This is a genomic window from Nitrospirillum guaranorum (assembly GCF_034653275.1).
GTDB lineage: Bacteria > Pseudomonadota > Alphaproteobacteria > Azospirillales > Azospirillaceae > Nitrospirillum.
The window spans coordinates 567,965-584,172 of the sequence record NZ_JAYEES010000004.1 but is presented as its reverse complement, the minus strand read 5'-3'; the positions used below and the strand labels follow the sequence as shown (position 1 = coordinate 584,172).

The 16,208-nt window shown below is 69.0% G+C and carries 17 protein-coding genes; 11 read left to right on the top strand and 6 right to left on the bottom strand.

Going from position 1 to position 16,208, the window contains the following annotated elements; genetic code table 11:
* Position 1 precedes the first annotated feature (1 nt).
* Together cyoD and UAJ10_RS24440 are read left to right on the top strand one after the other, a co-directional pair.
* Entirely contained in the window at positions 2-412 is a 411-nt protein-coding gene (gene cyoD / locus UAJ10_RS24445) for a cytochrome o ubiquinol oxidase subunit IV (protein WP_322917860.1), read from the top strand.
* Between the two features lie 152 nt (positions 413-564).
* Positions 565-2,637, top strand: a complete 2,073-nt coding sequence (locus tag UAJ10_RS24440) for a hybrid sensor histidine kinase/response regulator (RefSeq protein ID WP_322917859.1) — start codon at positions 565-567, stop codon at positions 2,635-2,637.
* 21 nt (positions 2,638-2,658) lie between these two features.
* Here UAJ10_RS24440 and mce read toward each other — a convergent pair whose 3' ends face one another.
* Positions 2,659-3,078, bottom strand: coding sequence for a methylmalonyl-CoA epimerase (gene mce, locus UAJ10_RS24435; RefSeq protein ID WP_145752496.1), 420 nt, complete (start codon positions 3,076-3,078; stop codon positions 2,659-2,661).
* A 171-nt stretch (positions 3,079-3,249) separates the two neighbouring features.
* On the opposite strand from mce, the gene UAJ10_RS24430 reads away from it, so the two are divergent.
* From UAJ10_RS24430 to UAJ10_RS24395, 8 genes are all read left to right on the top strand, one after another.
* Complete coding sequence (locus UAJ10_RS24430; RefSeq protein WP_322917858.1) at positions 3,250-4,263, top strand: NADPH:quinone oxidoreductase family protein; 1,014 nt, start codon at positions 3,250-3,252, stop codon at positions 4,261-4,263.
* 65 nt (positions 4,264-4,328) lie between these two features.
* Positions 4,329-4,946, top strand: a complete 618-nt coding sequence (locus UAJ10_RS24425; protein WP_322917857.1) for a TetR/AcrR family transcriptional regulator — start codon at positions 4,329-4,331, stop codon at positions 4,944-4,946.
* A gap of 58 nt (positions 4,947-5,004) precedes the next feature.
* Positions 5,005-5,739, top strand: a complete 735-nt coding sequence (locus UAJ10_RS24420) for a type 1 glutamine amidotransferase domain-containing protein (protein ID WP_416235401.1) — start codon at positions 5,005-5,007, stop codon at positions 5,737-5,739.
* Between the two features lie 47 nt (positions 5,740-5,786).
* Positions 5,787-6,887: an NADH:flavin oxidoreductase/NADH oxidase gene (locus tag UAJ10_RS24415; protein WP_322917856.1), complete on the top strand. Its 1,101-nt coding sequence runs from the start codon at positions 5,787-5,789 to the stop codon at positions 6,885-6,887.
* 153 nt (positions 6,888-7,040) lie between these two features.
* Positions 7,041-7,340: a putative quinol monooxygenase gene (locus tag UAJ10_RS24410; RefSeq protein WP_322917855.1), complete on the top strand. Its 300-nt coding sequence runs from the start codon at positions 7,041-7,043 to the stop codon at positions 7,338-7,340.
* Positions 7,341-7,454: 114 nt separating this feature from the next.
* The gene (locus UAJ10_RS24405) at positions 7,455-7,832 is read left to right on the top strand and encodes an ACT domain-containing protein (RefSeq protein WP_322917854.1); all 378 of its coding nucleotides are present in this window, start codon (positions 7,455-7,457) and stop codon (positions 7,830-7,832) included.
* Positions 7,833-7,905: 73 nt separating this feature from the next.
* Entirely contained in the window at positions 7,906-8,187 is a 282-nt protein-coding gene (locus tag UAJ10_RS24400; protein WP_322917853.1) for a type II toxin-antitoxin system RelE/ParE family toxin, read from the top strand.
* A 13-nt stretch (positions 8,188-8,200) separates the two neighbouring features.
* Positions 8,201-8,509 (top strand): HigA family addiction module antitoxin, encoded by a 309-nt coding sequence (locus tag UAJ10_RS24395; protein ID WP_145752487.1) that lies wholly within the window; start codon positions 8,201-8,203, stop codon positions 8,507-8,509.
* A 68-nt stretch (positions 8,510-8,577) separates the two neighbouring features.
* Here UAJ10_RS24395 and UAJ10_RS24390 read toward each other — a convergent pair whose 3' ends face one another.
* Genes UAJ10_RS24390 through UAJ10_RS24380 form a run of 3 tightly spaced genes read right to left on the bottom strand, consistent with a single transcriptional unit; the run spans position 8,578 to position 11,417 of the window.
* The gene (locus tag UAJ10_RS24390) at positions 8,578-9,513 is read right to left on the bottom strand and encodes an electron transfer flavoprotein subunit alpha/FixB family protein (RefSeq protein WP_322917852.1); all 936 of its coding nucleotides are present in this window, start codon (positions 9,511-9,513) and stop codon (positions 8,578-8,580) included.
* 2 nt (positions 9,514-9,515) lie between these two features.
* The gene (locus tag UAJ10_RS24385) at positions 9,516-10,277 is read right to left on the bottom strand and encodes an electron transfer flavoprotein subunit beta/FixA family protein (protein WP_322917851.1); all 762 of its coding nucleotides are present in this window, start codon (positions 10,275-10,277) and stop codon (positions 9,516-9,518) included.
* 12 nt (positions 10,278-10,289) lie between these two features.
* Positions 10,290-11,417, bottom strand: coding sequence for an acyl-CoA dehydrogenase (locus UAJ10_RS24380; RefSeq protein WP_322917850.1), 1,128 nt, complete (start codon positions 11,415-11,417; stop codon positions 10,290-10,292).
* A 147-nt stretch (positions 11,418-11,564) separates the two neighbouring features.
* Between UAJ10_RS24380 and UAJ10_RS24375 the strand changes: the two genes are divergently transcribed.
* Positions 11,565-12,602, top strand: coding sequence for an AraC family transcriptional regulator (locus tag UAJ10_RS24375; RefSeq protein WP_322917849.1), 1,038 nt, complete (start codon positions 11,565-11,567; stop codon positions 12,600-12,602).
* Here UAJ10_RS24375 and UAJ10_RS24370 read toward each other — a convergent pair.
* Together UAJ10_RS24370 and cheB are read right to left on the bottom strand one after the other, a co-directional pair.
* Complete coding sequence (locus UAJ10_RS24370) at positions 12,595-15,138, bottom strand: EAL domain-containing protein (protein ID WP_322917848.1); 2,544 nt, start codon at positions 15,136-15,138, stop codon at positions 12,595-12,597. The two genes, UAJ10_RS24375 and UAJ10_RS24370, sit on opposite strands and share 8 nt — an antisense overlap.
* A 2-nt stretch (positions 15,139-15,140) precedes the next feature.
* On the bottom strand, positions 15,141-16,199 hold the full coding sequence (gene cheB / locus UAJ10_RS24365) for a chemotaxis-specific protein-glutamate methyltransferase CheB (RefSeq protein WP_322917847.1): 1,059 nt from the start codon (positions 16,197-16,199) through the stop codon (positions 15,141-15,143).
* Positions 16,200-16,208 lie beyond the last annotated feature (9 nt).

Here is a 16,208-nt window from a genome sequence, read left to right as displayed (position 1 = left end):
CATGGCGGACATGACCCACGACCACGACCCGCCGGGCGGCGAAATCCCCCCCCATGACACGGCCCCGGGCGACAGCCGGGAAGAGCTGCTGTCCAGTCTCAAGGCCTACGTCATCGGCCTGGCGCTGGCCATCATCCTCACCGCGACCTCGTTCTGGGCGGCCAGTACCCATGTGCTGTGGCAGCCGGGCGTGCCCATCGGCCTGGCCGTGCTGGCGGTGGCGCAGATGGGCGTGCACCTGGTGTTCTTCCTGCACATCACCACCGGCCCCGACAACACCAACAACGTGCTGGCCCTGGCCTTCGGCGTGCTGATCGTCTTCCTGGTGGTGGCGGGGTCGTTGTGGATCATGGCCAACCTCAGCGCCAACATGATGCCGCTGGAGATGATGGATCTGCACCATCAACGCTGACCCGGCAAGGGCCTCTGCCTTTTGGGGAGGTATATCGCGCCGCGACATGGACTTTGGTTGGCGATGTGGCGTCAACGCCGCCGTGACATAACAAGCGTCTTAGGCAATTGGCATGATGGCGGGGAATGCGGGTGAACGGGACGCGGCGGCAAATGGCGCAGGAAGCGGTACCGGTGTTCCTGAACGGCGGCGGCGAGCTGGCGGACCTGATCGCCGCCCATGACTGGGCCGCCACGCCGCTGGGCCCCCTGGACGGTTGGCCGCAAAGCCTGCGGACCACCGTGGCGCTCATCCTGCGTTCCCCCGTCCCCATCGTCACGCTGTGGGGGCCGGACGGCATCATGATCTACAACGATGCCTATTCCGTCTTCGCCGGCGGGCGCCACCCGATGCTGCTGGGCTCCAAGGTCCGCGAGGGCTGGCACGAGGTCGCCGACTTCAACGACCATGTCATGAAGGTGGGCCTGGCCGGCGGCACGCTGGCCTATCAGGACCAGGAACTGACCCTGCACCGCTCCGGCCGGCCGGAACAGGTGTGGATGAACCTCGACTACTCCCCCATCCTGGATGAGGCGGGGAAGCCCGCCGGGGTCATCGCCATCGTGGTGGAGACGACGGCCAAGGTGCGGGCGGAGCGGACCTTGCGCGTCACCGCCGAGAAGCTGGCCCGCCTGAACGCGGAGCTGGAGGAGCGGGTGGCGGAACGCACGGCGGAGCGCGACCGCGTCTGGCGCTTCTCCCGCGACCTGCTGCTGGTGGTGGGGCGGGACGGGGTGTTCCGCGACGCCAACCCCGCCTGGAAGCCTATCCTGGGCCACGACCCCGACGAGATCATCGGCCGCGGCTTCCTGGAGGTCACCTGGCCGGACGACGCCCGCGCCACCGCCGCCGCCCATGAAAGCCTGTTGCTCGAAGGCCAGCTGCTGGGCTTCGAGAACCGCCTGCGCCACAAGGACGGCGGCTTCCGCTGGATCTCCTGGAACTCCTTCGCCGAGGGGGACGTGGTCTACGGCTATGGCCGCGACATCACGGCGGAGAAGCGGCAGGCCGAGGCCCTGCGCCTGGCGGAGGCGCAGCTGCGCCAGGCCCAGAAGATGGAGGCGGTGGGTCAGCTGACCGGCGGCCTGGCCCATGACTTCAACAACCTGCTGACCGCCATCAGCGGCAGCCTGGAATTGCTGGACCAGCGCGTCCGCCAGGGCCGGCTGGGGGCCCTGGACCGCTACATGACGGCGGCGCGCGGTGCCGTGGACCGGGCGGCCTCCCTCACCCACCGGCTGCTGGCCGTCTCCCGCCAGCAGACCCTGGACCCCCGCCCCACCGACGTCAGCCGCCTGGTGCGTGATATGGAGGATCTGGTGCGGCGCACGGCGGGGCCGGCCGTCGCCCTGGTGGTGGACACGCCACCCGATCTGTGGACCACCCTGATCGACCCCAACCAGCTGGAAAGCGCCCTGCTGAACCTGTGCATCAACGCGCGCGACGCCATGCCCCAGGGCGGGCACATCACCATCGAGGCCGGCAACCGCGTGATCGATGACGGGTGGGGCGACGTGCAGGACATACCGGCCGGCCAGTTCGTGGTGCTGAGCGTCACCGACACCGGCGTCGGCATGCCGCCCGACGTCATCGCCCGCGCCTTCGACCCCTTCTTCACCACCAAGCCCATCGGCCAGGGTACGGGCCTGGGCCTGTCCATGATCTACGGCTTCGTGCGCCAGTCGGGCGGGCAGGTCCGCATCCGGTCGGAGGTGGGGCACGGCACCACGGTGTCGCTCTACCTGCCCCGCCACGATGGCGAGGAGCGGGCGGCCGAAATGCTGGCCATCGCCCAGGCGGCGCCCCGCGCGAAGCGGGGCGAGACCGTGCTGGTGGTGGATGACGAGCCCACCGTGCGCCTGCTGGTGACGGAGGTGCTGGACGAGCTGGGCTACACCACGCTGGAGGCGATGGACGGCCCCGAGGCCGTGCGCATCCTGGAATCCGACGCGGCCATCGACCTGCTGGTGACCGACATCGGCCTGCCCCAAGGCATGAACGGCCGCGAGCTGGCCGACGCGGCCCGGGAATTGCGCCCGGGCCTGAAGGTGCTGTTCATCACCGGCTATGCCGAGAACGCCGTCATTGGCAACGAACGCCTGCCGCCGGGCCTGCACGTGCAGACCAAGCCCTTTTCCATGGAGGCGCTGGCCAACCGCATCAAGGGGATCTTGAGCGGGGGATAAGGGAACGGCCGCACCGCTTCCTTAGGGGTGGTCCCCCTTGGGCGTCTCCATCAACTCCACCAGCACGCCGCCCATGCTCTTGGGGTGCACGAAGATGACGGGCGTGCCGTGGGCGCCGATGCGGGGCTGGCCCAGGACGGTGGCGCCCTTGGCCGCCATGTCGGCGGCGGCGGCGTGGATGTCCGGCACCTCGAAGCAGACATGGTGCTGGCCGCCCTGGGGGAATTTCTTCAGGAAGGCGTGGACGGGCGAGGCCTCGCCCAGGGGCTCGATCAGTTCGATCTGGCTGTTGGGCGTGTCGATGAAGCAGACGCGCACGCCCTGGGCCGGCAGGTCGAAGGGCTCGCGAATCACCGTGGCGCCCAAAAGGTCGCGATAGACGGCGATGGCGCCCTCGATCGACGGTGTGGCGATGCCGACATGGTTCAGGCGGCCGATCATGCGTGGACACTCCCTTTTTCGAAAACCCGGCCCGCCAGCGCACTGCGCGCCGCCCGGCACGGCCGCGATCCTGGAAAGGGTGCCGCGACCGGTCAATATGAATGATGGACCGGCCCCGCCGCCTCCCCCACTCTGGTGCCCAAGAAGCGATACGGCCATGGGAGGACAGCGATGCGGGCTTGGCGCAGCCATCAGACGGGTGGACCGGACAGCCTGGTTCTGGACACGGACCTGGCCCCGCCAGTGGCGGGCCCCGGCCAGGTTGTGGTCGCCGTCAACGCCACGGCGCTGAACTACCCGGACCTGCTGGTCATCCAGGACCTGTACCAGGCCCGGCCGCCCCGGCCCTTCGCCCCTGGGCTGGAGGTGGCCGGCCGGGTGACGGCCGTGGGCGAGGGCGTCCAGGACCTGGCGGTCGGCGACCGCGTCATCGGCGTGGTGCCGCATGGCGGCCTGTCGGAACAACTGGCCATACCGGCGTCGGACTGCCTGCCCCTGCCGGACGGCGTGGGTGATGCCGCCGGCGCCGCCCTGCGCCTGACGTACGGCACCAGCCATTACGCCCTGCGCGACCGCGCCACGCTGGCGGCGGGGGAGACGCTGGTGGTGCTGGGGGCGGCCGGCGGCGTGGGCCTGGCGGCGGTGCAGCTGGGCAAGGCCATGGGCGCCCGCGTCGTGGCCGCCGCCTCCTCAGCGGAGAAGGCCGCCATCGCACGGGACAACGGCGCCGACGCCGTGGTGGTCTATCCCGCCCGCCTGGACGACCCGGCCGCCGCCAAGGCCCTGACCGCCGACATCCGCGCCGCCTGCCAGGCCGTCTCATCCAAGGGCGAGGCCGACGTGGTCTACGATCCCATGGGCGGCGCCTATGCCGAACCCGCCTTCCGCGCCCTGGGCTGGCGCGGCCGTTACCTGGTGGTGGGCTTCACCGCCGGCATCCCCAAGCTGCCCCTGAACCTGACCCTGCTGAAGGACGCCGCCGTGCTGGGCGTGTTCTATGGCGAGTTCACCCGGCGCGAGCCGGCCCTGAACCAGACCTACCTGCGGGAGATCATGGGCTGGCTGGCCGACGGTACCATCCGCCCCCATATCGGCCTGCGCCTGCCCTTCGACCGCGCCCCCGAAGGCCTGACCGCCCTGGGCGCCCGCCAGGCGGTGGGCAAGATCGTGGTGGAGGTGGGGTGAGGAAAACCGCAAGGGCGTGACCGGCGCCACTAGACGACTGGTCTAATCGTGCTTATATCGCAGCCATGATCGCCAAGCCCCACAGCATCGACGTGCGTCAGCATATCCTGGACACCGCCCAGCGCATTATTGGCGGCAAGGGGTTCGCCGCAGTTGGGCTGAACGAGATCCTGAGCGCCGCCAACGTGCCCAAGGGGTCGTTCTACCACTACTTCGATTCCAAGGACGCCTTCGGCACCGCCCTGCTGGAAAGCTATTTCGAGACCTATCTGGCGGACCTGGACCGCCAGCTGTCGGCCCCGGGGCGCCCGGTGGTCGACCGCATGATGGCCTACTGGCAGAACTGGATCGATACCCAGGGCGGTTGCGATGCCGAGGGCAAGTGCCTGGCGGTGAAGCTGGGGGCCGAGGTCGCCGACCTGTCGGAGGCCATGCGCGCCGTGCTGGACCGTGGCACCAAGGCCATCATCAAGCGCCTGGGCCAGGCGCTGGAGGAGGGTATGGCCGACGGCTCCCTGAAGGTCACCGGCCCCGCCTGCCCCACGGCGGAAACCCTGTACCAGACCTGGCTGGGCGCCAGCTTGATGGCCAAGATTTCCCGCAGTGCCAGCCCGCTGGAGGCGGCGATGCGCGCCACCCGGATGATGCTGCACCTGGACAGCCCCTGTAGCACCGCTTCCTGACCCGCCGGCTTGGTGACGCGCCCGTCGCCGCCAATCGGGTAGGCGTTTCCGTGACCCAATGACTAGACGACTGGTCTATTCCAACCCTTCGAAACCCAAGGACACGCTGATCATGAACATCCTGATGGTGCTGACCTCTCACGACCAGCTGGGCGACACCGGCGCCAAAACCGGCTTTTGGCTGGAGGAACTGGCGGCCCCCTACTACGCCTTCACCGACGCCGGCGCGACCGTGACGCTGGCCTCCCCCAAGGGCGGGCAGCCGCCACTGGACCCCAAGAGCAGCGACCCGGCCTTCCAGACCGACACCACCCGCCGCTTCGAGGCCGACGCCGACGCCACGCGGGCCCTGGCCCATACCCGGATTCTGGCCGAGGTGGGGCATGACGGCTTCGACGCCGTGTTCTATCCCGGCGGCCACGGCCCCCTGTGGGACCTGGCCAGCGACACCCATTCCATCCGCCTGATCGAAAGCACCGTGGCGGCGGGCAAGCCGGTCGCCTTGGTCTGCCACGCCCCCGGCGTGCTGCGCGATGTGAAGGCGCCGGACGGCGCCCCCCTGGTGCGGGGCAAGCAGGTCACCGGCTTCACCAACAGCGAGGAAGAGGCCGTGGGCCTGACCCTGGTCGTCCCCTTCCTGGTGGAAGACGTTCTGAAGGCCAATGGCGGCGTCTATTCCCGGGCCGGCGATTGGCAGCCCCACGCCGTCCAGGACGGCCTGTTGATCACCGGGCAGAACCCGGCCTCGTCCGAAAGGACGGCCGAGTTGTTGCTGGCGGCGCTTCGCCGCTGATCGGCCCCCTCCCATCCGCTACCCTTGTCATCCATCCGGAGTTTTTCATGCCCACCTTGTTCGATCCCTTGAAGATCAAGGACGTCGTGTTGCGCAACCGCATCGCCGTGCCACCGATGTGCCAGTACAGCGCCACCGACGGCCTGCCCAACGATTGGCATCTCAGCCACTATGCCGGCCTGGCCCGGGGTGGCGCCGGCCTGGTGGTGGTGGAGGCCACCGGCGTGGCGCCGGAGGGACGCATCACCCCCGCCTGCACCGGCCTGTGGAATGACGCCCAGGCCCAAGCCTTCGTGCCCATCGTCCGCGCCATCAAGGCGGCCGGCGCCGTGCCCGGCATCCAGATCGGCCACGCCGGCCGCAAGGCCAGCGCCAACCGGCCCTGGGAGGGGGACGACCACATCGCCGAGGGCGACCCGCGCGGCTGGGACACCATCGCCCCGTCGGCCGTGGCCTTCGGCGGCAACCTGCCGAAGGTGCCGAAGGCCATGACCCTGGACGACATCGCCCGGGTGCGCGAGGACTTCGTGGCCGCCGCCAAGCGCGCCAGCGACGCCGGCTTCGAGTGGCTGGAGCTGCATTTCGCCCACGGCTATCTGGGGCAGAGCTTCTTCAACCGCGATGCCAACCAGCGCACCGACCAGTACGGCGGCAGCGCCGAGAACCGGGGCCGCTTCCTGGTGGAGACGCTGGCCGCCGTGCGCAAGGTCTGGCCGGAGCACCTGCCCCTGACCGCCCGCTTCGGCGTCATCGAGTATGACGGCCGGGATGAGGAGACGCTGGCCGAGTCCATCGACCTGACCCGCCGCTTCCGCCAGGAAGGGCTGGACCTGCTGAGCGTCAGCGTCGGCTTCTCCACGCCCAAGGGCAACGTGCCCTGGGGGCCCGCCTTCCTGGCACCGGTCGCCGCCCGCGTGCGCAAGGAGGCCGGCATCCCCGTCTCCTCCGCCTGGGGCTTCGCCAGCCCCGAGGTCGCCGATCGCGTGGTGCGAGAGAGGCAATTGGACCAGGTGCTGGTCGGCCGCGACCACCTGGCCAACCCGCACTGGCCCTACGCCGCCGCCCTCAAGCTGGGCGTGGAGCGCCCCGCCTGGGTGCTGCCCGCCCCCTACGCCCATTGGCTGCAACGCTACGCCGTCGAAGCCTGACCAACACCAGCGGCATGGGAGGCCCATGCCGCTGTAGGACGCGACCGCGTCCGCCGGAGATTTCTGGGGAGCCGAAGGCGGACTGGAAATCGAGGATAAGCCCAGCCGGCGGATGCCGGCGCCCGGCGCCTGAGGGCGCAAAAGGAGTTAATGATGACCATTTCCCTGATCGCCACCGTCACGCCCAAGCCCGAGGCCGTGGACAAGGTGGAGGCGCTGATGCGCACGCTGACCGGTCATTCGCGCGCGGAGCCGGGCAACCGCCGCTATGACCTGTTCCGGGGCACCGACACGCCGGTCCGCTTCCACGTGTTCGAGATCTATGCCGATGAGGCCGCCATCGAGGCCCACCGCGCCAGCCCGCACTACACCGCCTTCCGCGCGGCGGTGGGCGACCTGCTGGCCGAGGCGCCGGTGGTGGTGGCCGCCACGCCGGTGGACACGGTGGAATAAGACGCGGGGGCGGCGACCGAGGGTGGCCACCGCCATCCTTACGCGTTGCAGGGACTTTCCGATAAGGTGGCATCGTCATCAGCGCCACTGCCACCTTGTATGGAAAAGCATCCCATGGGCATCACCCTGCGGCTCCTGGATGGCCGCTACGCCATCGTGCAGCTTCCGCCCGACAGCCCCATCCCGGCTTGGTGGGACGGCAAGGGCTTCACCGCCCTGGCCCGGGATGATGAGGAACTGTCGCTGATCTGCCGGGAAGAGCGGGTGCCGCAGGACGTGAAGGCCGACCGCGACTGGGTCTGCCTGACCTTCGTCGGCCCCTTCGCCTTCGACCAGGCGGGCATCCTGCTGTCGGTCATTCGCCCCTTGTCGGAGGATGGCATCGGCGTGTTCGTCACCTCCACCTTCAACACCGACCATTTGATGGTGAAGGCGGAGAACTTGGGCCGTACCCTGTCCCTGCTGAGGGCGGCGGGGCACGTCGTATCGTAATATGATACCGAATCGTCTTGCCGCCCGTATCTTATCGTGATACATAAATAGCATTGGTGGGTAAGCGGTCGCGATGATTAAAAGCGCCAAGGGGAAGATCAGTCAGGCAGTGCTCACCGGCACCCTGACCAAAGGCTTCCCAGCGGACTTGGTGTGCGCGGCGCAGCGGAAATTGGCCATCCTTCACGCGGCAACCACTGTGGACGATCTACGCATTCCGCCCGGCAATCGCTTGGAAAAGCTGTCGGGAGACCGCGAAGGCCAGCATTCCATCCGTGTCAACGACCAGTGGCGTGTGTGCTTCCGCTGGGACGGCCAAGATGCTCACGACGTTGAGATCGTCGATTACCATTGAACGGAAGGCACCCATGACCACCGATGCCCTGATCGCCATGCGCCCTGTCCATCCCGGCGAAGTCCTGCGGGAGGAGTTCATGGAGCCCTTGGGCCTGACGGCGGGCAAAATCGCCAAGGCCTGTGGCGTGCCCCGCACACGGATCGAGCGCGTGGCGACCGAACAGACGGAGGTGACAGCCGATACCGCCCTGCGCCTGGCCAAGGTACTGGGCACCACGGCGCAATTCTGGCTGAATCTTCAAACCACCCACAACCTGGCCCGCGCCCATCAGAGCGTGGATTTGTCGAGCGTGCAGGTGTTGCACCATGCGGCGGAATAAAAATCGGCCGGACGCCCTTGCGAGCGCCCGGCCAGTTCACGGTGTTATTCCTTGAAACCTGAAAAGGCTCAGACCTCGGCCGTCAATTCCGGCACGGCCTTGAACAGGTCGGCGACCAGGCCGTAGTCGGCGATTTGGAAGATCGGCGCCTCCTCGTCCTTGTTGATGGCGACGATGACCTTGCTGTCCTTCATGCCGGCCAGGTGCTGGATGGCGCCCGAAATGCCCACGGCGATGTACAGCTCCGGCGCCACGATCTTGCCCGTCTGCCCGACCTGGTAGTCGTTGGGCACGAAGCCGGCGTCCACCGCGGCCCGGCTGGCGCCCACGGCCGCCCCCAGCTTGTCGGCCAGGGCCTCCAGCAGGGGGAAGTTATCGCCCGACTGCATGCCGCGACCACCCGAGACGATGACCCGGGCCGACGTCAGCTCCGGCCGTTCGGACTTGGACACTTCCTGGCTCACGAACTTGGACAGGCCGGCGTCCGAGGCACCCGACACGGCCTCGACCGCCGCGCTGCCGCCCGTGGCGGCCACCGCCTCGAACGCCGTGCCGCGCACCGTCGCCACCTTCACCGGGTCGGACGACTGCACGGTGGCGATGGCGTTGCCGGCGTAGATGGGACGGGTGAAGGTGTCGGCGTTCTCAACGCCGGTAATGTCGCTGATCTGCGCCACGTCCAGCAGGGCCGCCACGCGCGGCGCCACGTTCTTGCCGAAGGTGGTGCTGGGCGCCAGCACATGGCTGTAGCCGCCGGCCTTCACCAGGCCCACCACCAGCGGCGCCACGTTCTCCGCCAGCCCGTGCGCCAGTTCGGCGGCGTCGGCCGTCAGTACCTTGGCGATACCGGCGACCTGGGCGGTGGCGTCCGCCACGGCACCCACGCCTTGGCCGATGACCAGCACATGCACGTCGCCGCCCAGCTTGGATGCGGCACCCAGGGTGGTCAGCGTCGGGACCTTCACGCCCTCGACCGAGGGCTCAGCGATAACAAGAGTCGTCATGATCAGATCACCCGCGCTTCGGTCTTCAGCTTGGCCACCAGCTCCTGGACGGAGCCCACCTTCACACCCCCGGCCCGCTTCGGCGGCTCCGCCACCTTCAGCGTCTTCAGCCGCGGCGTCAGGTCCACGCCCAGGGCGGCGGCGTCCACCGTCTCCAGCGGCTTCTTCTTGGCCTTCATGATGTTGGGCAGCGAGGCGTAGCGCGGCTCGTTCAGGCGCAGGTCGGTGGTCACCACCGCCGGCAGCTTCAGATCCACCGTCTCCAGACCGCCGTCGATCTCACGCGTCACGGCCACGCTGGCTCCCATTGGCCCCTCGGCCGGCACGACCTTGCTGGCGAAGGTGCCCTGGGCCCAGCCCAGCAGCGCCGCCAGCATCTGGCCGGTCTGGTTGGCGTCGTCGTCGATCGCCTGCTTGCCCAGGATCACCAGGCCGGGCTGCTCCTTCTCGGCCAGCGCCTTCAGCGCCTTGGCCACGCCCAGCGACTGCGTCTCCACATCCGTCTGCACCAGGATGGCGCGATCGGCACCCATGGCCAGCGCCGTGCGCAGCGTCTCTTGCGCCTGGCTCGGGCCCACGCTCACCACCACGATCTCGGTGGCCTTGCCCGCCTCTTTCAGGCGAACCGCCTCCTCAACCGCGATCTCGTCGAACGGGTTCATCGACATCTTGACGTTGGCCGTCTCCACACCCGTGCCGTCCGCCTTCACGCGTACCTTCACGTTGTAGTCAACGACCCGCTTGACCGCGACCAGCACTTTCATCGCTCAAGTCCCTCAGAGGTTGCGGGAAATCACCAGCTTCTGAATGTCGCTGGTGCCCTCGTAAATCTGGCAGACGCGCACATCGCGATAGATGCGCTCCACCGGGAAATCCTCGACATAGCCATAGCCGCCGAAGGTCTGGATGGCGTCGGAACAGACACGCTCCGCCATTTCCGACGCGAACAGCTTGGCCATCGACGCCTCTTTCAGGCAGGGCTCGCCCGCCTGGCGCAGGCTGGCGGCGTGCAGCACCAGCTGGCGCGCCGCCTCGATGCGCGTTGCCATGTCCGCCAGGCGGAAGGCCACGGCCTGGTGCTCGATGATGGCCACGCCCATGCTGGTGCGCTCCCGCGCGTAGTCCCGCGCCGCCTCGAACGCGGCCTGCGCCATGCCGACGGATTGGGCGGCGATGCCGATGCGCCCGCCCTCCAGGTTGGCCAGGGCGATGCGATAGCCCTGCCCGGGCTCAGCCAGCATGGCCTCATGCGGCACACGGACGTTATCGAACACGATCTGCGCCGTGTCGCTGCAGCGCTGGCCCAGCTTGTGCTCCAGCCGGGCCACGGTGTAGCCCGGCGTGTCGGTCGGCACCAGGAAGGCGGAGATGCCCTTTTTGCCGGCGGCCGGATCGGTGACGGCGAAGACCAGGGCCACGCCGGCGTTCTGGCCGTTGGTGATGAACTGCTTGGCGCCGTTGATGACCCAATGGTCGCCATCCCGCACGGCGCGGGTCTTGAGCGCGGACGCGTCGGAGCCCGCCTGCGGTTCCGTCAGGCAGAAGGCGCCCAGCATCCGGCCAGATGCCATGGCGCGCAGATAGCGTTCCTTCTGCGCCGGGGTGCCGAACTTCAGGATGGGCGCGCAACCGACGGAGTTGTGCACGCTCATGATGGTGGAGATGGCGCCGTCGCCGGCCGCGATCTCCTCGATCGCCAGGACGTAGGACAGGATGTCGGTGCCGGCGCCGCCCCATTCCTCGGGCACCAGCATGCCCATCAGGCCCAGCTCGCCCATGGCCTTCAGTTCCTCGGCCGGGAAGGCGCTGGTGCGGTCACGCTCCGCAGCCCCGGGCGCCAGCCGTTCACGGGCGAAGGCGCGCGCCATGTCGCGCACCATGGCCTGTTCCTCGGTGATCAGCATGGGGTGCGTTTCCTCCTCGCTTATGGGCCGGGCTCATGGGCCGACTTGCCAGTCGCGGCCACACTAGACATGATCGATCCAATCCGAAATGACCAACCGGATCAAATTCGGTGATCGTTTTTGTCAATTCCGTCGGGACGTCGTCGCGTGGACAGGATCCTCCAGGACAAGAACAGCGTCGCCCCCTATTTCGTGGAGGCGGCGTTGGCCTGCGCCACCGCACGGGGCCTGGACGCCACCCCCCTGCGGCGCAAGGCCGGGCTGGATGGCATCCCCCCCACTGGCGCCCCCACCGGCGCCCGCGTGCCGGTGGCCACCTACGGCACGCTGCTGCGCCTGCTGGCCCAGGTGATGGATGACGAGTTCTTCGGCCTGGATCCCCGGCGCATGAAGATCGGCACCTTCTCCGTCATCTGCCTGCTGGCCCTGGGCGGCCGCGACCTGGGGCGGGCCCTGGACCTGGCCTGCCGAGGCTATAACAGCGTGTTCGACGGCATGCGGGTAGGCTTGCGCCGCCAGGGCCGCCTGGCCTGCCTGGAGGTTCGCCCCATCGCTCCCGGTGGGTCCTTGGCGCTCTTCGCGCAAGAGACGCTGATGACCTATCTGCACGGCTTGGCGTGCTGGCTGGTGCGCCGGCGCATCCCCATCGCCGCCGCCGACATCGCCCACCCCGCGCCTCCGCATGCGGAGGAGTACAGGGTGCTCTATAGCTCCACCCTGCGTTTCGGCCAGGATGCCGCCCGCCTGTGGTTCGACGCCACCCTGCTGGCCCTGCCGGTGGCGCAGGACGCGCGCACGGCCGTCACCTTTCTGAACCGCGCGCCGGAGAATTTCCTGGTGCGCTACCGCAACCCGGACAGCTACGCCCGGCGCGTGGCCCAGATGCTGGACCGCCAACCGCCCGCCACCTGGCCCGACTTCGACGCCGTGGCCCGCAGCCTGCGCTGTTCCCCCGCCACCCTACGCCGGGGCCTGCGGCAGGAGGGGCGGCCTTTCCAGGCCATCAAGGACGATTTGCGCCGCCGCGCGGCGGAGGCGTCGCTGGCGGACGGTATCGAGCCCATCCCTGACCTGGCGGCGCGGCTGGGCTTCGCCGAGCCCAGCGCCTTTCACCGCGCCTTCCGCAAGTGGACGGGCATGGCGCCGGGCGCCTTCCGCGCGGCCAGCGGTAAACGCCTCAAATAAGCTTCGGAGCCGCCAGCAGGGCCTCGATCTCCATGGCCGGAACCGGGCGGCTGATGAGGAAGCCCTGCATCTCGTCGCAGCGCAGCAGGCGCAACAGCTTGGCCTGGTCCGCCGTCTCCACGCCCTCCGCCACCACCTTCAGGCCCAGGCTGTGGGCCAGCTGGATGATGGCGGAGACGATGGTGGTGTCTTCCGAGGTGGCGTCGATGCTGGAAACGAAGGCCCGGTCGATCTTCAGCGCCGTCAGCGGCAGGCGGGCGATGTAGGCCAACGAGGAATAGCCCGTGCCGAAATCATCGATATAGACCTGCACGCCCATCCCCCGCAGGGCCGCGATCTTGGGAATGCAGGCCTGGATGTCCCGCATCAGCACGCTTTCCGTGATCTCCAGATCCAGGCAGTCGCGCGCCGCCTCGTCCCGGTCCAGCCGGGCCTTCATCCCATCCACGAAATCATCACGCGCCAGCTGCAGGGCGGAGACGTTGACGGCGATGCGCGGCGGCTTCAGCCCCTGGGCCCGCCAGCATTGGAAGTCCGTCACCGCCTGGCTCATGACCCAGTCGCCCATGTCGTGGATCAGGCCCAGCTCCTCCACCAGGGGGATGAACTCGGCCGGGCCCACCATGCCGCCGCCCGGCTCGTTCCAGCGGATCAGGGCCTCAAGGCCGGTGACGCGGCCGTCGCGCAGGTCGATCTTGGGTTGGTAATGCAGCACATATTGGCGGTTTTCCAGCGCGGTGCGCAGCTGGGTTTCGCGACGCAGGGCCTGGGCCAGGCGCTTGTTCATGCCCGTGGCGTAGAACAGCAGGCGCTCACGCGTGTCCTTGGCCTTCTTGAGCGCGATCTCGGCATGCGCGAACAGCGTCTCCCCGTCCTCGGCGTCATCCGGGAACAGGGCCGCGCCCACGCGGACGGACAGGCGCAGCTGCTCGCCGCCCGCCTGGATCAGGGTGTCGAAGCAGGGGAGGATCCGCTCCCGCACCAGGTGCGCCACGTCGCCCGCGCCTTTCACCTCCGGCACCAGCAGGCCGAAGCAGTCGGCGCCGACGCGCCCCAGCGTGTCGGTGAGGGGGGCCGCGGCGGACAGGCGGCGGGCCACCTCCCGCAACACCTCATCCCCGATGTCCAGGCCCAGGCTGTCATTGATGCTGCGGAACCGTTCCACATCGACCAGGACCAGGGCCATCAACCGCCGCTTGGCGCGCGCCCGCGCCACGTGCTGCGCCAGGCGATCGGCGAACAGGCTGCGGTTCGCCAGGCCCGTCAGCCCGTCGTACAGCGCCAGGTAATCCAGGCGCAGGGCCTTGTGCAGATGGTCCAGCGCGAAGGAGATGTTGCCCGCCATCTCGCGCAGCAGGGCCACCTCCTGCGCGTCGAAGCGGTCGGTTTCCATGGCCGACAGGGCCATGACGCCCACGGGGGTCCGGTCCACCACCAGGGGCAGCACCAGGGTGGTCATCCCCTCGATACATTCCACCGCCGCCACCGGCACCTGATCCCGCATGGCGGAGGCGACGACGGCGTCCAGCGGGGACCCCGCCCGTCCCGGCGCCAAATCCACCGGCATCGGCGACAGCGCTACCAGGCTCACGCCGTCGGCCGCCACGGGAATGACCCGCCCCTCCTCCACCAAGCCGATCCACGCCTGGTGGAACTGGCCCTGGCCGGTGGCGATGCGGCAGGCGTCGGCGAACAATTGGTGCTGGTCGTTCACGCGGACGATGAGGCCGTTGATGCCACTGAGCACCGCCTGGGCGCGGGTCAGGCGGGCGATGCGCTCCTCCAGCCGCAGGCGCTCGGTCACGTCGCGGGCGATGCCCACCAGGCCGGTGCCCTGGCCCTGTTCATCCACCACCGGCGCCACGGTGGCGGACACCCAGCGGTCCCCCAGCCGTCCCACCAGATCCACCACCGGCTTGCCGGTCTGCAGCACCATGCGCTCTTGCGCCTCGACGGCCTCCGCCCGAACCGGGTCCAGGAAATCGCCCACCCGCTTGCCCAGGCAGGCCACGGGGCTCTCCACGCCCAGGTCCCGGGCGGCGGCGCGGTTGACACGCTGGAAGCGGTGGAGCCTATCCTTGAAGAAGATGGCGTCCGGCATGCTGTCCATGAGGTGGTGCAGCAGGCGCTGCTCCTCCAGCAAGGCGCGGTGCAGCTCGCAATGCTGCACCGCCTTGTCCACCACCCGGCGCAGTTCCTGCGGATCCCAAGGCTTGGTGATGTAGCCGAAGATCTGGCCCTTGTTCACCGCCGCCACCACGGCGTCCAGGTCTGAGTAACCGGTGAACAGGATGCGCGGCGCGTCCGACAGGCGGCTGGCGATGCCTAGGAACTCATGGCCGTTCAGGCCCGGCATGCGCTGGTCGGAAATGATGGCCGACAGGTCGGACTCATGTTCCAGCAGCTTCAGCGCCGCCTTGGGCGAGGTTTGCAGCAGGACGCGAAAGTCATCCTCCAGCAAGTCTTCCATGGCCGCCAGCACCTGGGGCTCATCATCGACCACGAGGATGGTTTTCGCGTCCTTGCCCTGGGGCATGGCTACTTTCCCTCCGCCTTTCGCGCCAGCGTGAGCAGCCGGGCGGCGATATCGTCCGGCTTCAGCACGGCGGTGGCGCCACCCAGGGCGATGGCCGCCCCGGGCATGCCATGAACGATGCTGCTTTCCTTGTCCTGCGCGAAGGTGACGGCGCCCGCGTCGCGCATCTCACGCAGTTCCATGGCGCCGTCCACGCCCATGCCGGACAGCAGCACGCCCACGGCGCGGGCGCCGTGCACCCGCGTGACGGAGCGGAAAAAGTGCGACACCGCCGGCCGGGCGCTGTTCTCCGGCGCGCCGTGGTCCAGCTGGATGGTCCCATCGAGTCCCAAGCCCATATGGGCGTTGTCGGGCGCGAGGTAGAAGTGCCCCGGGCGCGGCACGTCGCCCGCCTTGGCCACCTGCACCGGCAGGGCCGACCCGCTGGCCAGCCAGTCGGCGAAACCGCCCACGAACCCGGGGGAGATGTGCTGCACCGCCAGCAGGGGGATGGGGAAATCCGCCGGCAGGCCGGCCAGGATGGCCTGCAAGGCCACGGGGCCGCCGGTGGACGCGCCGATGGCGACGACGGCCGGCCGCGTGCCGCCGAGCAGGGCGGCCTCCGGCATGGGGCGGGCCACCGGTTCGCGCGGCAGCTTGGACGGGTTGGCCCAGCGCCGCACCACCTTGACTTCGGCCATCAGGCGCACCGTCTGCGCCAGTTCCGCCGCCTCTATGGCCTGGCGGGGATGGCCCACACCCACCGGGCGGTGGACGAAGGCCACGGCGCCGGCGTCCAGGGCGCGGAAGGTCGCCGCCACATGGTCGCTCATGGTGCTGCTGACCACCACGATGGGGCAGGGTGTCTCTTCCATGATGCGGCGGGTGGCGGCCAGGCCGCCCAGGCGCGGCATGTGGATGTCCATCGTCACCACGTCGGGGCGATGGCGGGCCACCGCCTCCACCGCCTGCAGGCCGTCGACAGCGATGGCAACCACCTCGATGTCGGGTTCGCCCGACAGGATGGAGACCAGGTATTCACGCAGCGTGGGTGAGTCTTCGGCGACAACGACCCGGATCATTAGAGGCTT

Bases quoted from the DNA above. Each gene is read 5' to 3' on its own strand.
- cyoD (WP_322917860.1), top strand. From the start codon at position 2: ATGGCGGACATGACCCACGACCACGACCCGCCGGGCGGCGAAATCCCC.
- UAJ10_RS24440 (WP_322917859.1), top strand. From the start codon at position 565: ATGGCGCAGGAAGCGGTACCGGTGTTCCTGAACGGCGGCGGCGAGCTG.
- mce (WP_145752496.1), bottom strand. From the start codon at position 3,078: ATGATCGGCCGCCTGAACCATGTCGGCATCGCCACACCGTCGATCGAG.
- UAJ10_RS24430 (WP_322917858.1), top strand. From the start codon at position 3,250: ATGCGGGCTTGGCGCAGCCATCAGACGGGTGGACCGGACAGCCTGGTT.
- UAJ10_RS24425 (WP_322917857.1), top strand. From the start codon at position 4,329: ATGATCGCCAAGCCCCACAGCATCGACGTGCGTCAGCATATCCTGGAC.
- UAJ10_RS24420 (WP_416235401.1), top strand. From the start codon at position 5,005: ATGACTAGACGACTGGTCTATTCCAACCCTTCGAAACCCAAGGACACG.
- UAJ10_RS24415 (WP_322917856.1), top strand. From the start codon at position 5,787: ATGCCCACCTTGTTCGATCCCTTGAAGATCAAGGACGTCGTGTTGCGC.
- UAJ10_RS24410 (WP_322917855.1), top strand. From the start codon at position 7,041: ATGACCATTTCCCTGATCGCCACCGTCACGCCCAAGCCCGAGGCCGTG.
- UAJ10_RS24405 (WP_322917854.1), top strand. From the start codon at position 7,455: ATGGGCATCACCCTGCGGCTCCTGGATGGCCGCTACGCCATCGTGCAG.
- UAJ10_RS24400 (WP_322917853.1), top strand. From the start codon at position 7,906: ATGATTAAAAGCGCCAAGGGGAAGATCAGTCAGGCAGTGCTCACCGGC.
- UAJ10_RS24395 (WP_145752487.1), top strand. From the start codon at position 8,201: ATGACCACCGATGCCCTGATCGCCATGCGCCCTGTCCATCCCGGCGAA.
- UAJ10_RS24390 (WP_322917852.1), bottom strand. From the start codon at position 9,513: ATGACGACTCTTGTTATCGCTGAGCCCTCGGTCGAGGGCGTGAAGGTC.
- UAJ10_RS24385 (WP_322917851.1), bottom strand. From the start codon at position 10,277: ATGAAAGTGCTGGTCGCGGTCAAGCGGGTCGTTGACTACAACGTGAAG.
- UAJ10_RS24380 (WP_322917850.1), bottom strand. From the start codon at position 11,417: ATGCTGATCACCGAGGAACAGGCCATGGTGCGCGACATGGCGCGCGCC.
- UAJ10_RS24370 (WP_322917848.1), bottom strand. From the start codon at position 15,138: ATGCCCCAGGGCAAGGACGCGAAAACCATCCTCGTGGTCGATGATGAG.
- cheB (WP_322917847.1), bottom strand. From the start codon at position 16,199: ATGATCCGGGTCGTTGTCGCCGAAGACTCACCCACGCTGCGTGAATAC.